Source organism: Halalkalibacter hemicellulosilyticusJCM 9152 (assembly GCF_000513115.1).
GTDB lineage: Bacteria > Bacillota > Bacilli > Bacillales > Bacillaceae_D > Halalkalibacter > Halalkalibacter hemicellulosilyticus.
The window spans coordinates 1-15,989 of sequence record NZ_BAUU01000027.1 but is presented as its reverse complement, the minus strand read 5'-3'; the positions used below and the strand labels follow the sequence as shown (position 1 = coordinate 15,989).

18 protein-coding genes are annotated in these 15,989 nt (G+C 34.6%); 3 read left to right on the top strand and 15 right to left on the bottom strand.

What is annotated here, in order from left to right:
* Positions 1–50: 50 nt before the first annotated feature.
* Positions 51–605, bottom strand: coding sequence for a class I SAM-dependent methyltransferase (locus JCM9152_RS15935; protein WP_052002430.1), 555 nt, complete (start codon positions 603–605; stop codon positions 51–53).
* Between the two features lie 319 nt (positions 606–924).
* On the opposite strand from JCM9152_RS15935, the gene JCM9152_RS22700 reads away from it, so the two are divergent.
* Positions 925–1,083 carry a hypothetical protein gene (locus JCM9152_RS22700; protein ID WP_156314941.1) on the top strand — a complete coding sequence of 53 codons (159 nt, stop codon included), beginning with the start codon at positions 925–927 and terminating at the stop codon, positions 1,081–1,083.
* Between the two features lie 229 nt (positions 1,084–1,312).
* On the opposite strand, the gene JCM9152_RS15930 is transcribed toward JCM9152_RS22700, so the two are convergent.
* A complete protein-coding gene (locus JCM9152_RS15930; protein WP_035346256.1) occupies positions 1,313–2,497 on the bottom strand; it encodes a D-alanyl-D-alanine carboxypeptidase family protein in 1,185 nt (394 codons plus the stop codon).
* A 26-nt stretch (positions 2,498–2,523) separates the two neighbouring features.
* Positions 2,524–3,225, bottom strand: coding sequence for a TraX family protein (locus JCM9152_RS15925; protein ID WP_003321603.1), 702 nt, complete (start codon positions 3,223–3,225; stop codon positions 2,524–2,526).
* A 641-nt stretch (positions 3,226–3,866) separates the two neighbouring features.
* Here JCM9152_RS15925 and JCM9152_RS15920 point away from each other — a divergent pair.
* The gene (locus JCM9152_RS15920; protein ID WP_034633106.1) at positions 3,867–4,454 is read left to right on the top strand and encodes a cell wall hydrolase; all 588 of its coding nucleotides are present in this window, start codon (positions 3,867–3,869) and stop codon (positions 4,452–4,454) included.
* A 658-nt stretch (positions 4,455–5,112) separates the two neighbouring features.
* Here the strand turns inward: JCM9152_RS15920 and JCM9152_RS15910 are convergent.
* The 12 genes from JCM9152_RS15910 to JCM9152_RS15855 all read right to left on the bottom strand — a co-directional run bounded on the left by JCM9152_RS15910 (position 5,113) and on the right by JCM9152_RS15855 (position 14,630).
* A complete protein-coding gene (locus JCM9152_RS15910) occupies positions 5,113–5,313 on the bottom strand; it encodes a hypothetical protein (RefSeq protein ID WP_034633116.1) in 201 nt (66 codons plus the stop codon).
* A gap of 114 nt (positions 5,314–5,427) precedes the next feature.
* Positions 5,428–5,850, bottom strand: coding sequence for a YhfM domain-containing protein (locus JCM9152_RS15905; protein ID WP_034751700.1), 423 nt, complete (start codon positions 5,848–5,850; stop codon positions 5,428–5,430).
* 198 nt (positions 5,851–6,048) lie between these two features.
* Entirely contained in the window at positions 6,049–6,951 is a 903-nt protein-coding gene (locus tag JCM9152_RS15900) for a F510_1955 family glycosylhydrolase (RefSeq protein WP_034633119.1), read from the bottom strand.
* An 87-nt stretch (positions 6,952–7,038) separates the two neighbouring features.
* Entirely contained in the window at positions 7,039–7,248 is a 210-nt protein-coding gene (locus tag JCM9152_RS15895) for an SHOCT domain-containing protein (RefSeq protein ID WP_034633120.1), read from the bottom strand.
* A gap of 13 nt (positions 7,249–7,261) precedes the next feature.
* Positions 7,262–7,972, bottom strand: coding sequence for a cytochrome c biogenesis CcdA family protein (locus JCM9152_RS15890; protein ID WP_034633122.1), 711 nt, complete (start codon positions 7,970–7,972; stop codon positions 7,262–7,264).
* A 12-nt stretch (positions 7,973–7,984) separates the two neighbouring features.
* A complete protein-coding gene (gene ccsB, locus JCM9152_RS15885; protein ID WP_034633124.1) occupies positions 7,985–9,181 on the bottom strand; it encodes a c-type cytochrome biogenesis protein CcsB in 1,197 nt (398 codons plus the stop codon).
* 21 nt (positions 9,182–9,202) lie between these two features.
* Positions 9,203–10,810: a cytochrome c biogenesis protein ResB gene (gene resB, locus JCM9152_RS15880; protein ID WP_034633127.1), complete on the bottom strand. Its 1,608-nt coding sequence runs from the start codon at positions 10,808–10,810 to the stop codon at positions 9,203–9,205.
* 5 nt (positions 10,811–10,815) lie between these two features.
* Complete coding sequence (resA, locus tag JCM9152_RS15875; protein ID WP_035346254.1) at positions 10,816–11,346, bottom strand: thiol-disulfide oxidoreductase ResA; 531 nt, start codon at positions 11,344–11,346, stop codon at positions 10,816–10,818.
* Between the two features lie 391 nt (positions 11,347–11,737).
* The gene (locus JCM9152_RS15870; RefSeq protein ID WP_235715736.1) at positions 11,738–12,790 is read right to left on the bottom strand and encodes a sensor histidine kinase; all 1,053 of its coding nucleotides are present in this window, start codon (positions 12,788–12,790) and stop codon (positions 11,738–11,740) included.
* 59 nt (positions 12,791–12,849) lie between these two features.
* On the bottom strand, positions 12,850–13,131 hold the full coding sequence (locus JCM9152_RS23435; RefSeq protein ID WP_034751195.1) for a hypothetical protein: 282 nt from the start codon (positions 13,129–13,131) through the stop codon (positions 12,850–12,852).
* An 18-nt stretch (positions 13,132–13,149) separates the two neighbouring features.
* Positions 13,150–13,848 (bottom strand): response regulator transcription factor, encoded by a 699-nt coding sequence (locus JCM9152_RS15860; RefSeq protein WP_012961010.1) that lies wholly within the window; start codon positions 13,846–13,848, stop codon positions 13,150–13,152.
* A 71-nt stretch (positions 13,849–13,919) separates the two neighbouring features.
* Positions 13,920–14,630, bottom strand: a complete 711-nt coding sequence (locus JCM9152_RS15855; protein ID WP_034633139.1) for a hypothetical protein — start codon at positions 14,628–14,630, stop codon at positions 13,920–13,922.
* A 308-nt stretch (positions 14,631–14,938) separates the two neighbouring features.
* On the opposite strand from JCM9152_RS15855, the gene JCM9152_RS15850 reads away from it, so the two are divergent.
* On the top strand, positions 14,939–15,958 hold the full coding sequence (locus JCM9152_RS15850) for a metal ABC transporter solute-binding protein, Zn/Mn family (RefSeq protein ID WP_034633142.1): 1,020 nt from the start codon (positions 14,939–14,941) through the stop codon (positions 15,956–15,958).
* The last annotated feature ends 31 nt before the right edge of the window (positions 15,959–15,989 follow it).

The window sequence follows — 15,989 nt, the reverse complement described above, 5'->3', positions numbered from 1 at the left end:
TAAGTGGCTCTCTAATCCAAAGTCCTAGTAAGTAGAACTTCGATTTTATCTCAATGTCTCTTCTCACAGACAAAGACAAAAGCAGGAGGAATATTCAAAGGAACTATTTTAAGACTCGTTTTATCAAAAGCCGCATTAAGATAAGGAAGCAAAAAAGGTGTATATTGAAAAGCAATAAATTTTCCGCCTGGTTTGAGAATATAGTCTATCTGATCAAGTAAATTGATTAGTACTTCTTTTTTGAAATTTAGTAAAGGAAGGCCAGAAAAAATATAATCAATTGATTTTTCTTGTTCATTTAGGCTCCCCTTTAAGTTAAAAGCATCATCAAAAATAGTAATTTCAGAAGCAAATCTGTTTAACGATTGTTTTAAGGAGGAATTGTTTTCAAATACTATTAATGGGTGATCTAGTTTTGACTCTTTGAGTATTGTTTCAGTAAGTACTCCTGTTCCAGCTCCTAATTCAACAACCTTCGAATTTTTTTGTAAATTTACTTGATTCACCATACTTTGAACGAGGTAAGGAGAGCTAGGGATAATACTTCCAATAGCCTTTGGGGAGTGCATAAAACTTTTCAAGAAAACTCTTTTCTCATTTAGCATAATTAAAACCCCTTATTTTCGTTATTAAGAGGATTATTTCATATGAATTTGTTCAAAGTATGAAGTTTAATATTTTCATAAAAATATTTTTTAGCAGCAATGTGCAATTGGGAACCGGTTAAGAACATAACAAAATAGTTAAAGGTACTATCTTAATTCGATCATTCGTTAAAAGTACGTTCTATTCACAAGATCTTCTAAAATTACGAAAGAAAACATAGATTAACAGATAAAGAGAATGAGACTTATTATTAGGAGGAAACTGATGGGGACTTATGATAAAAATATACCGTTGTGGTCGGTAATTTGAGAGTTTGCGATGAGTAAAGTAATTTGGTTATGGCTCGGTTGGATGTTTTTAACTAGTTTATTCTCCTATTACCACTTACATTGGAAAATAACTGTTTCTTTGTTCTTAGCTGGTTTACTTACGGCGATCAAAGCTTTGGTTGAAGATCAACTAAACCTTACCGATTGAGAAATACAACATACAATTACTTCTAGGGATCCGTTCTACGTTTCCCTAGTCTATTTATAACAATATCAAAAATGCGAGTCATTGCATTTAAAAATAAGTGGGTTTTCAGTGTTAAAAGAGAAAGTACCCGCTACGAGTTTTATAAATTTCCACGTAGCGGATCTTTTTTTCTGAAAATTAGATAAGTAACGTATCTCTATGCAATACGTTTGCACTTAAGGCTTTATAGCTAATTATCACCTATTAGAGGACTTGAACTATAAATCTCAGTTAATAAATAGTCACCTTCACTGCTATTGTGTGCAGTTTCATCCCTAGCATCTAAATCATTAAAATGCCACCATTCCGAAGCTAAGGGTGTCAGCCCCGCCGTCGTAGCATAGGTTTGTAACTTTATAGCAGCCTCGTTCATTGAATCAGCATAAGTTGCAGTTTTCCAATCAATTGCATTTTGTGATGAAACTGGGGTAGTAAATACAGCAGATGCTCCGCTTAATTCATGTATTTGTGTAGGCATCGCATATTCCATATAATCTTTAATTAAGACTCTGGTGTATTCACCAATTGGAACCTCCTTTTTAGAGTTAATTTTAACTAAACTGAGATCGATGCCATAACCCATTTGATGATTAGAAACACCGTCTGTTATAAACCAATTTATCCCCCAAGGAAGTGTGTTAATACCAGTCATAACTTCTGGATCATCATCGGCTAACTTACTCAAGCCTTCTACAACCGCTTTCTGTACAGAGTAGGGCCTAAATCCCTCATATATTTTTAGTGAGTTGCCCTCTGACAGGGCAAGCTGCTGTGCTAAATGAACTTTTTTGGACATTGAATATAGCACAGGCATAATATATTCTTCACTCTCAAGCCGTTCGTTGTATGTCTTGCCCGGATATAAGGCACGGTTTGAAATATTAGGGATATCCTTACCAGATGAAACGAATTTAGAAGAATAGGTATTAGTGTTATCATAGATAATAGATGGAATAACATCGGGAAGGTTAATAAAAGTATAATTATGTTGTAACCAACCAGCTAAATCACCTCTTTTAATAAACCACCAATCTCCCTCTTCTCTTAAAATTTCGAAAGCAGTACCTGCTTCAAATATATCAATAGTTTCAGAATCACTTTTTGGAAATTCTTTCAAATCTAAACTGATAGAAGTAAATCCTGTAGCTCCAACCACAGGTAACTCTAAATCCCCTTCGTACATTCTTGCTTGTGGCTCTTCAATTACTTCATCGGCTGAAATTTCGGAAGATTTTTCTACTTCATTCATAGCGGGAATGGACTCATTTGGTATAAAATTATCCACATTTGTTCTATCAATACAAGCTGTTAGTAACATTATGATTATTAGCATAGCCATTATCAATATAACATTGTATTTTTTTAGCCAAATCATGATTATATATCTCCTCAATATTTAATTTATGCAAATATGAAGTACCTCAAAATATAAAGTACTAAAAGATGAGCTGGATAAAAAACATAAAATCCCCATTTAATAAGAGCTGAGCTTTTTCCTCTTTCTCCATTATATAAAGCAAGAAAAGGAATGGCCAAAAGGATACCAAAGCGAAAAGCGTAATCCATTCCTAAACTTATGCCAGGAAGAATATAAAAAACAGTCCCTATAAATGCAAAGCTAATCATCTGCATCTTAAACTGTCCCTTGTATATTCCAAAAAATAAAATCCACAATACAAGAATGTAATTCCAGTCAGCCGTCCAAGCGAGTAAACAGCACAAAGCAATAATCATAACTTTTATTAATCGAGAAATGTAAGTAGTTTGACTAATAGCTAATGCAACTAACCCCATAAACAGTCCCCATATTACACTAGTTCCCTGCCACCATTCAAGACCGAAGTACATCACAAATGGGAAGTGCGAAATTAAAGCAAAAATGAAAAGTCGTTTTAGATATTTTTGCTTATTAGAAGTATAGAAGTATCCTTCTGCAATCATATAACCTATTATGGGGGCAGCCAATCTTCCAAAACCACGAGCAAATATTGCTAGTGTAGTGTCATCAGGCACAAGCCATATTGATGCATGGTCTACAACCATCGCAATAACAGCTAGTAGTTTAAGTGCATTTGAATTTATAAACTTTGTTTTTATTGACATTTGCATACTCCGTTTCCTATTAATTTTTGTTATCTGATTTAGCATAGCCATCAAATATGGAGTTTTTATGTGTTTTAAATTTTAATAAATGATCACTTTTGATTACTTAGGAGGTTGATGATTTAAAACAAAAAAACCTCTTTAGGGCCTGCTGTAAGGAGTTTATCAAACGAAGTTGTTATAATCTGAAATTTCTCCAGACTAATTATTAATCTCTTCATCTGTTTCTAGCTATCAAACTTAAAAATATATAACCAAAAGAATTTTTTGGACACTCAGGCTCACCATTTATTTTCAATAATAAGCCCCATTGCCTTGGGAGTTCAGAAGACTTTTCAAAAAACTCTTTTTCATTTAGCGAATTAAAGAACTTACTCATCTCTTTCATGACCATCAACTTTTCTAGATGTTGGTGATCTCTATATCTATACAACTACTAATATTTTTAACAAATCTGTTTACTTCCATGTTTTTTTACAAACTCCCACATATTTCGTAACAGTAATGTAAAAAACAGCTTCGAGCGTTCGGGTTAATGGTATCCTCAAGTCCATTTTTCCAAATGGGTAAATTTGGTCACCTCCTAGTCTAATTTTTCATGTTAGTTTAATAGAGTCACTTACTTCTAGGAGGTTTATACAATGAAAAAATTAATAATCACTATTAGCGTTGCAGCATCACTTGTTTTTATTGGAGGAAATGATACAAACGCACAAATAACGACACACACCGTAGCGTCTGGAGAATTTTTGTATAAAATTGGTCAAAAATATGGAGTTTCTGTATCCGCTATTAAAAATGCAAATAATAAATCGTCATCAATGATTATGGTAGGAGAAAGGTTAACAATTCCAGAATCTATCTCTGCTTCAGAGAGGGATTTACTGGCACGTTTAGTGATGGCTGAATCAGAAGGAGAACCTTATGCTGGTAAAGTCGCTGTTGCAACCGTCGTATTAAATCGAGTTGACCATAAGGATTTTCCGAATACGGTTCGAGGAGTTATTAATGAAGTTTCAAACGGATACTACGCGTTTACACCTGTTCAAAATGGACGTATTAACCGTCCGGCTGATAATGAATCGATTCGAGCTGTTGATGAGGCTCTAGCATTTAGAGGGCAAGGATCTGGGTCACTCTTTTTCTATAATCCAAAAATTGCTACTAACCAATGGATTGCTACTCGTACCGAAACTGTTCGGATTGGAAATCATGTTTTTGCTAAATAAATTATGACATTAGAGAAGGAGCGTCAGGACACAGCATCTCCTGACGCTCAATCTTAGAATTTCCAGTACTTTGATAAAAATAAAAGATTACTTAAACCATGGACTTAGCAAATCAACGCCCTTGTTGTAAAGCTAACCTGCTTCACCACAGAAAATAAGAGATTTATTGCTATCTCAAGGTATTTGAATAAGAAATTAATTCATATCTTTGACTTTTTCTTTGTTCTTTAAATGTTGTTCAAGTATGACAGTTGTTAAAATGGCTACTATTGCTTGATATATTAATAGGTCAGTCATTATTCCAAACTCTTCAGGTTCCCCAATGAATTTTGTGATATAGAAAGAGACGATGAAGAATGTTATGACTGTAGCAAGCCCCAATCCATAGGCCTTTCCCAATTTTATTAGCAACTATTATTGCGAAAAATTTATTTAATAAAAAACCTCCATACATTATAAAACTTCCTATCATTAATGAAGTTCCTATCTCAAAAAATCTTATCTCGCCCACCCTTTTCATTTTACAATGGGATCCAATAGAATTAGGTTTTATCGACAAGTTCTATCGTACATGCTACACGTTAGTTGGAGAAAGTAATAAATTCAAGATTAATAAAAATGATTAAGGAATAACCTACTCCTTTTTCTTAGGCATTTGTCAGCCTCCTTCTATACAAGTTGCAGTAGAACTTCCTATAACAGAATTTAATTCTTGAAGTAGTGAGTATAGACGTTCACTTCCAACTAATGTCTTCAATGTTTGTTTCGTTAGTGGAACATTATATTTTTTAAAAACTTCTTTTGTCTCTCCCCAAACATCAACAATTGCTTCAGGTGACATATTTGATTGAATAACCATGTGAGTCTCCTCCTTTGCTTTTATCTATCATTTTATTAATAGCTAAATTTACTCCCTGCTTCAATAAAAACAAATGACCAACCGCTAAAAACTATGTTTTAAATAATCATTCACTTAATTATTGATCATTTCTCTTAATAATTTTGTATCTTCCTTTTGAATTCTAAATCCCTGTAAAGTGTTTGATAAATTAACAAGCAAACCTTCGCCTTCTGTCTCCCCACCTAAACTTAAATGATAGTGTGCGGAGGATTTATCTTTAAAGTATACTGTCAAATCAAACTCCGCTATGTAATTTAACATACCTTCCATTTTCTGAGCATTTTCAATTGCTTCTATAAAAGTTTTCATCCTGCTTGCATCTGTGAACTGTTTCGATTTTAATGAAATGTCTTTAGAGTCCCACTCCGGATGTGAATTAAGGGAAATACTTATAACATCTTTATCGTAAAAAGGGATGCCCATTTGTGTTTTCTCACTGCAACCCACAACAAAAGTTAAAATAATTACAACATATAATAAAAAACACTTCCTCAATTACAACCCTCCTCCCTCACGTTTCCCAGTTCAACAACCTTGCAAAATCTCCATCTATTTTAACATAAAATTACATTTGTCTTTCTTAATCAATAAGACTGTTACTATAATAGTTGATCAAACCTGTAATAAAAAGCGAAAAAGGGATAAATGACTATTTGCCTCATTTACCCCTTACTGTTTCATTGATTAACCTTTTTAATTCTTTCTACTTCCTTCCTCTGCCAATACTTCCCACGTTTTCCCAAAGTCCTTTGTCTCATAAATACTTTGTTTCATTGATCCGAGTACTAACATTTGATCATCTGTTGGATGGTTACTAATATACATAATGTAATCATCGTCTACCTTAAAATTCAGAGATGCCCATGTTTCTCCAAAGTCTTCACTCAAATACAAGCCTTCCTTTTCCCCAAAGAGATAGGCTACTAAATCTTCTGAATCAGAATCAAGAGTTTGGAAAGAACTTGCGCTAAGATTATTTTCTTTTAAAGCCCACGTTTGACCACCGTCAGATGATTCATATAGTCCTGTCTCAGTTCCAGCTAGTAAGTAATCAGGAGATTGCGGATGAGACGTTAATGAAAGAACCGAAGCTACAGGTCCTGGTAATCCTATAGTATCAACCATCTCCCAATCATAACCTCCATTGTTTGACCGATATAGGTTTGAGTTATATACATCAATTCCATACATGAATTCTTGGTTTCCTTCATTTACATGTAAAAGATGAAAATCGACTTCCTCATAAAGTGCAATTGGTTCCCATGTTTCCCCAGAATCATGACTAATAATGACCCCTAATGGATCAACATAGTCAGATCGAGCACCAGGATGTCCACTTGAGATCATCAAGTCCTCATCTATAATTGTATAACCCATGAAATCATGCTGATGTTCTGGCTCACCAACTAATTCCCAACTGTCTTCATTTAAATTAATTAAGCCCATATGTGTAGCTAGAAAAATACTCTCGTCATGTTGTGAGTATTCTAATCCATGAATATGCATAAACGAGTCGATCTGATTTGTGTCATTTGAGCATGCTGATATAACAAATAGAGATAGAGTAATCATACTAGCCATTAATCCTTTTTTCATTGAAATAATCCCCTTTAAATGTGTTTTCTTTTTGTTGGAAATTTGCTCAATATATCGTTAAAACCTTCTACGATAGAGCGACAACTTCTATTTTAACATGTTCTTTCTCTTTACAAATTCTTCTTCTGAGATTTCACCGGTTGCGAAACGTTCCTCCAAAATGGCATAGGGAGACTTCGCTTTACTTTCCAATCGAAACAAAAGCCTTAGTATTAAATAAATGATTACAAGCAGAGCAAGTGCAACAAATCCCATTTTTAAGATATACGACATCATTTCAGCTGAATCTCCAAACATACGATCTCCTCCTTTAAAAGCCCATAAAGCCATTAAAAATATTATTTACTAAATAAGAGGTAATTCTAGTCATCCAATCAAAATATAAAAATACACCAAATATGATCATTAAAATTCCACCAAATTTCATAATGAGATTTGTATATTTTTTAATCCAATTCATTCTTCCAATAAAGAATGTCATCAAAAAGAACGGTATTGCAAACCCAATACTATAAGCACTCATATAAAGCATCCCGGAACCCGAGTTGGTCATACTTAAAGTAATAACGGAAGCTAAAATTGGGCCAATACAAGGAGTCCATCCAGCAGCAAAAGCAATTCCTATTACATAGGTTCCGACATATCCACTTGGTTTTTTGGAGAACTGGAATTGATGATTTTTCATTAGAAACGAAGGTCGGATTACTCCTATAGTTATCAATCCAAACAAAATAATGAAAATGGCCCCTAGTTGTCTAATGAGATTATTGTATTTCAAGAATAGGTCTCCTACTAATGTTGTGGACATTCCAAGCACAACAAAAATAGTAGAAAACCCTAAAATAAAGATGAACGTGTGGAACATAGCTCTTGGAGGTAAAAAACGACCTTTTTTCTTCATCTCATCCACCGTCATCCCGGTTATATAGGATAGAAAGGCTGGATATAACGGGAGATTACAGGGGGATATAAAAGATAAAACCCCCGCTCCAAAAGCCAATAATATAGTTAAATCTGCCATAACAATCTCCTTTTAAGCGTATGAATGTAATCCTGCGATGACTAAATTAATAAATAGCAAGTTAAACATTATGATCCCAAAACCAATCACTAAGAGCCATGCGGATTTCTCACCATGCCAACCCCTTGATAGTCTTAAGTGTAAATAAGCAGCATAAAAAAGAAACGTTATAAGAGCCCAAACTTCTTTTGGATCCCATCCCCAAAATCGTGTCCAAGCGATTTGAGCCCAAATCATGGCAAATATTAATCCACCTAAAGTAAAAACTGGAAAACCAATAATAATCGATCTGTAACTAACTTCATCAAAAAGTTGTGGACTAACGTTTTTCAAGATAGGTTGTATCGCAGCTGCAATCCGTCTTCTTAGAATGAAACGTAATAGAAGATAAAGAATACTTCCTGAAAGGATTGACCATAAAAACGTATTAAACTTTCTTGGAGACTCCACTCCGTTCATCCAGCCGGGTGTTTCAAATAATGGGCCAAACCGGTTTTGATCAGCTGTTATTAATTCACCTTCATAAGGACCTACAATAGCCGGTAATTCATATTCAAGCTGTGCCTCCACTTCCCATTCATTTATCCAATTAAAAGTGACAGAATAATTAATTAACGAAAACACTCCCACCGTTATTGCAATGGCTACAGCACACGTTACCGAATAAATAACAGCCTCAAGCCAAAATGTTTGTTTAGAGCGTTTGCTTTGGTCAACGACACGTATGAGGTAGATTAAACCTGCAATAAATCCAACCCCTAGAATCCCTTGACCAATAGCAGTGGTTATCACATGAATATGAAGCCAGTAAGTTTGCAAGGCGGGTATTAAAGGCGTAACTTCTCTTGGGAATACTGATGCATAGGCAATGATCACAATTCCAACAGGCATTGAGAAAATACCTAATACCGGCTTCTTATAAATAAGATAAAGAATTAGAAACGCAAAAATAATAGTTAATCCTAAGAACGTGGTATATTCAAACATATTACTAACCGGAGCATGTCCAGCCACAATCCACCTAGTGACAAAATACCCTAGTTGTGCTAAAAATCCTGCACACGCCAGACCAAAGCTGATCCATCCCCACCTCTTCGTTTTATTACCTAATGTACTATTTTCATAATAGATCGTAATAGAGAAAGTAATTGTCGCGAAAATGTAGATAAAAAACGCCGCGAGCAATAGATTACTACTTAGTTCGACCATGTTGTAACACTCCCAAACCACTTATTTGTCTTCTGTCCTATCGACCGGCTGTTCGAGCTCTGCCTCTTTTGCCACTTCAGCCATTTCACGTTTAAAAGCATACCAATTCTTATTCGTATGGCCTGCCATCATTACTTTCCCATTCTCTTCTTGTATCCAAATTCTTCGGTGAGTCCAATAGCTTCCTTGGACTAAACCAATCATAAAAATGAATCCTCCTATTACTAAAATGGACAAAGTATAGTCTTTTCGAACAATCAGCGCAGATACATGTTTTGTCTCTAGATCAGATAACCTAATGGAATAAACATTTTCATCTGTAGGATCGAAATTACGTCCAATAGTTAAAAAACTCACTTCTTTTTTTTCTTGATTTGGACTATTCACTTCAAAGATAAAGGCAGGATTATCAGGAATCCTTGATTTGGTACTTGGAATTCCATCATTATTTAAATAATAGTCTGGTAGATAATCTTGTAATTTAACGTAGTAGTCATTAGGAAGATCATATTGTTGTTCAGGATAAAATAGATCAACTTTAAACTCTCCAATCGTTTCACCTGTTTCATCATGTTCAACTGTAAACATCATCTTATTTAACTCATGGAGTTTGTAATCAACTTGATATAGACCAAACCCATCAAATTTAAAGGGATCATTCACCCTGATTTGGTACGTATCCACTTCTTGAAGATCGCGCTGTGAACCTACTGGACCGTCATCGTTTCGTTGGTACAGTGTCACGTTTGTTTGATAGGTTTTAACAACAACTCCCCCTGCTCGATCAATCGCCGTTTGGAAGAGCTCGTCATTTTCATCGTATAATTCAACAATAAACTGATGATTTTCCAGATAGTATTCTCCATTTGTTCCTGGGATTACCTCCGTATCCCCTTCTCGAACCCAAAGGTGGTGATCAACAAACATTCCCGGAAAAAAGCGTAGCATCCCACCAATTAAGAAAATAATGAGACCAATATGGTTTATATAAGGTCCCCATCTAGCAAATCGGCCTTTTTCAGCTAAAATAGAGGTTCCATCTGTTCTAACGTTGTATTTCTTTCCCTTTAAACTACTCAACCATTTCTCTTTATTTGGCGCTATATCTAGTTGTGTTTCACTTACTAGACGCTGTTTCTTCATAAAATTGATGTGTTTATGGACACGTTGGTGTTTTAAGGAACGATATAAGGGAAAAAAACGATCCACACTAGCAATGATAAGTGAAACGGTCAAAGCAGCCATTAATAATAAATACCACCAAGATTGATACAGGTTATGAAAACCTAATTCATAATACACTTGTCCGAGAAACCCATATTGATCTTGATAGTACTCTGCCGGATTAACGGTTGGTGGTATATACATTTCCTGTGGAAGAATGGTCCCCAATGATGACGCTAGCAACAAAATGACAATAATCCAAATCCCTACTTTTACTGAGGAGAAAAAATTCCATATTTGATCAACTATCGTTTTATTGTAGGTTTGCGAACGTCTTGCCGCTCCTTCATAACGCATATTTAAAACTTGCTGATTTTCACTCGCGACTAATGGTCTGCCGCATCCTCCACATAAGTCTGTTCCTTGAGGATTTTGCTGTCCACAAGAACAGCTAAGGTTATTCATTTCAATCACTCCTGCGGTTTAATACTTTCCATATACTGTGCGATCGCTTGCTCTGACATGCCTCCTGTAATGATGTTAATGATTTCCCCTTCCGCATTGATTAGAAATGTAGTCGGAAGTGGAATAACACCATAACGGTCTAATACTTGTTGTCCTTTATCCATAGGAATTGGGAACGTTAAGTTTAGTCTTTCTACAAAGCGCTGAACGGTTAATTCGGGTTCACCTACATTTACAGCAAGGATTTCAACTCCCTGATCTTTATATATCGCATATTGGTTTTCCATATAAGGCATCTCACGCTCACACGGTGGACAATATGTACCCCAGAAATTCAAAAAAACACCTTGCCCCCGGTAATCTTCAAGCTCCACCTCATTGCCATTAAGATCTGTAAGAACAAAATTTGGTGCTTCATCGCTTACCCGAACAGCTGCATCCGCATCTGAAAAAAAATTAGAATAAAATGTATACCCTATCGCGATTGCCATGATGAGCAAGGTCACTGTTCGGATAAATAATCGTCTAGTTTTCATAGAACTCCTCCTTTAAACCTACAATAGTTAAGAGTATAAAGAGAAATTGTGAAGGAATCATGGAGAAATGCTAAATTGGAAAATCTGTCACATCCTATTCATATAATCACTATGACATAAAAAATGAGCCCCTTAATATTAAGAGGACCCATTATAGTACTATTTAATATGCTTTGCCTTTTTGGTGTAGATTTTAAAGATCATATAAACGCAACTTACTAGGAAAACTGGAATAAGAGTATATAAACAAATGGTAATAAAGGTAAGACTAAGATGACGATGGGCTTCAGGTAGAATCCAAGTTGCTGAAATCGTTAAACATATAATTCCTAATAAAATAAAAACAAAAATAACTAGCCATTCTGCTTTCTTCAATTGGCTTCATCTCACTTTAATCCAAAATTTTGGGTAGAATAATAGTGAATTCAGTTCCTTCACCAACAGTGCTCTCCACCTCAATTGTCCCATTGTGTAACTCTATTAGTTGCTTCACAATGGACAATCCAAGACCAGTACCACCGAAAGCCCTAGACCGAGACTTTTCTACTCGATAAAAACGCTCGAATATATACGGTAGCTCCTCTTCTTCCATGCCAATTCCCGTGTCCCTAACCTTAATCTTAATATTTTCATCATTACTAACAGTATAAATTGTAATGGATCCTTCTTTCGTATACTTTATTGCGTTTTCAACTAAATTTATAAGAACTTGCTCCAATCTTAAAGGATCACCAAGTACTATACTGTCTTCCTTATCAGATAGTTCACATAGGTATTCTATATTAAGGTTTTGGTCTAGAGCTTTGTATGCCGTTTTCTTTACAACAAGTTTTATAATTTCATTAATGTTCACTTTTTTATGTTCAAGATTAAAACGGCCTTCGTCCATTTGTGCTAAGTCAAATAAATCATCGACTAAATAAGTTAGTCTTGTAGCTTCATGATCAATAATTTCAAGGTATTGGTTTCTTTCTTCTTCTGTTTTCCAACGCCCTTCACGCAAAACTTTTGAGTATCCTTTTAAATAAGTCATAGGTGTGCGTAACTCATGTGATATATTGGCAAAAAACTCTCTTCTTTGTTCATTTACACGTTGTAAACTGAAAGCTAAATCATTGATAGCACGTGCCAGTGAACCTAACTCATCACCTGATTTCTGAATAGTACGTGTATTATAGTTGCCTTTAGCAATTTGTCTTGCAGCTTTTTCCATACTTACTAATGGCTGAGATAGTTTTTTGGTAATGAAATAAGTAAGTCCAATCCCTAGAAATAAAGATCCAATCGCTGAGAGTTTCAGGAAATCTTGTACTTTTTTTATGGATTGTATGATACTCTCGAGCGAAGAAAAAACAATTACATGCCCCTTTGAATTATTAACATTTATATGTGAAGCAGTCGCAATATACGTTTTCCCATCAGAATCTTCAAATGAATTAGTCATATAGTGCTGCGAATCAGCAGAATGGATAAGGTTAAGAAGGTACCCTGTGTCATGATGACTCATCGAAAAATTCGATTGAGCCAGACCTCTCCTTGATCACTAAGTGCTAGCATTTTTTGATTCGAGATTTTCGCAGCTACTTCCACAACCTCTAATCGGTTTTCAACAGTACTATCATTAATTAGATTAGCATATTGAGAAGACAGCATATGTGTTTCTTCTTGGGCTTGACTAACATAAAACCCATAAAAAATTTGATTCATGACAAAGCCTAACGGTAATATTATCGTAATTAATAAGAGTAGAATCGTAAGGCCTAATTTAATATCAATTCGATTCATAAGTTGTACCATCTCTTTTTATACAAATTTGTATCCAACACCCCATACAGTTATTATTCGATTATTTTTTAGGCCAGCAGCATAAAGTTTTGATCGTATATTTTTCATATGAGAGTCTACAGTTCTTTGTGCTCCTACATAATCCTCTCCCCAGATTAAATAAAGAAGGTCGTCTCTCGTATACACTCGTTGTGGATTTAAAGCGAGCTTATATAAAAGCTCGAACTCTTTTGCTGTTAATTCAACCAATTCATTATTCACATAGACACTTCTATTTTCATAATAAATAGATAATCCATCTTCAAATGCTAACTTTACTTCGTCTTTCTTTGCCTCAATTGTAGTTACTCTTCTTAGCAATGCTTTTACACGCGCTATTAATTCTTCTGGTTCAAATGGTTTTGTAAGGTAATCATCTGCTCCTAAATTTAACCCATCTACTCGATCTTCTAATGCCTTCCTGGCTGAGAGCATTAGTATAGGAATTGTTGAATACTCTCTTACGATTTTACATACCTCAAAACCATCAAGATCTGGCATCATAATATCTAGTATAATTAGATCATAATTATCTGGGTTATTCCGAATCTTAGTAATAGCTTCCTTACCCGTCGAAGCCTCAAATAGGTCAAATCCCTCATCCTTCAAATAAATCGATAAAAGAGTTCGCATTTGAAACTCATCATCAACAATTAAAATAGTTTTGTTTTCAATCATATGTTTAACCCCTTAGTATTTAATTTGAAACGAAATGGTGAAAATTATGAAAACACGTTATCATATTAATGTTAAAATTCTAATGTAAAAGGAAGTTCCCATATCGTTTCTGACAAATTTGCTCTTGAGATCATTAATAAAATTGTCTCAGGTAGTGGTTGAGCGAACTCAAATTCACCTTTCATCGTATTTAGATTTTGCTCAGTTCTAGATACCACTGGATAAATCCTCTCTCCTTCAAGCTCTATCGTTACCCCTATTCCTTTTGTTGGATGTACATCATTTAAATTTAACCTTAAATAGTTATCCTTTAGATCTATATTTGTTAGTATAATTCCGTCACTCATAACATTATTTCTATTCCCATCTATTTCAAAGGTCACTAATTTTTTATTGAAAGTTGGCTTAACGTATAACGAAAAAGATAGGAATCCTGCTAATTTTTGGTTTTCACTTTCACTTAAATAGAACTCGCGTATCATCACTTTCTCATCATTAACGAACTCTGTTTTTTGCTCCTCATTAATTTTGTAAAATTCATGACCATTAGCTAAAATGATCTGACTTGGAAAAGCAACAGCATAATCATTTTTGTTAATTCCGCCCTCCGTAATACTTTCCAGCGTTACTGTTAAGAAAAAACCATTCTCTACTTCCACGATTTCATCTATTACCACTTTTATATAACTGTTTTCATAAATATTTTGAACGTCTTTGGTATCTGGTTGTTGACATCCACCCAAAGTAATAAAAACGAATATCAATACTGATATTATTCTCACATTACTCCTCCTATAGCCCACATATATAAAGGGTTAACCTGTCAATTTATATTAAGTTACAATGATTCCCAATATTTTCAGAGAGTAAATATTACTAGTCGCACTATTATATTTCCCCTAGATAGAAACACTGCTTTTATTTGATATAACAATAGAAGATAAATGTGGAGAAAAGATGAAGATAAAAAAAATAAGATATTACCTTTTCAAAAAAAACACTGTAATTATTTAGAAACACATACTTTCTACACATTTTCTAGTTAACATCCAAAACGTAACAATTTCGATTTAAAAAAGGAGACAAGATTATGAAAATGAAGCTTACGGTTTTACTACTATTATTTTTCATCGTTATTCTTGGTGCATGTAACGCATCAAATAACGAGGAAGAATTAATAGACGGTGAAACAGAAAATACCATTACAGAAGAAGTCTTAACAGTTGTCACAACTACTTTTGTTTTAGAAGACTTTACTCGGAAAATTGGTGGAGAACATGTTGATGTGATCAATGTAGTTCCTTTGGGCGCAGATGCTCATTCGTTTGAACCGACAGCTAGACAAATGATCGAAATAATGGAAGCAGATGCGTTTGTATATAACGGAGCCGGCTTTGAAGGCTTTGTTGATGCGGTACTAAAAAGTATGGAGAAGGAGGACGTTGTAGCTCTTCAAGCTTCTAATAACATTCCTTTAAGAGAAGATGATGATGAACACGATGATGAACATGTGGATGTTCATGAAGAAGACGAACACAGTGATGAGAACTTGGATGTTCATGAAGAAGACGAACACTTGCACGCTGGAGTCGATCCGCATGCTTGGCTTGATCCGGTATATGCCCTGCAATATGCTAAGAATATATATGATTTACTTGTTCAATTACAACCTGAATTCGAAGAGCAATTTACAGAAAACTATACTAACTTAAAAATTGAATTAGAAAATTTACACGTTGAATTTGAAGAAATGGTATCTACTGCTGAACGAAATCAATTTATAGTATCTCATGCTGGCTATGGATATTGGGAACAAAGGTACGGGCTTGAACAAATTGCAATATCTGGACTATCACCTACAAACGAACCGTCTCAGCGTCAAGTTGAAGAGATTCTTGAACTAGGTCAGTCTCTGAATCTTACTCATCTGTTTGTTGAACAAAATTTCACATCTAAAATTGCTGAAATGATAGCTGACGAAATTGGTGCTGACATATTATATTTACACAACCTTGAAGCAGCAACACAAGAAGATATTGATAACGGCGAGAACTATATAAGTATAATGAGAGGGAATATTGAAGCTTTAAAACAAGGTTTAAATAAGTAAGAAATTAGAATCTCATTCATTTACATTAGTA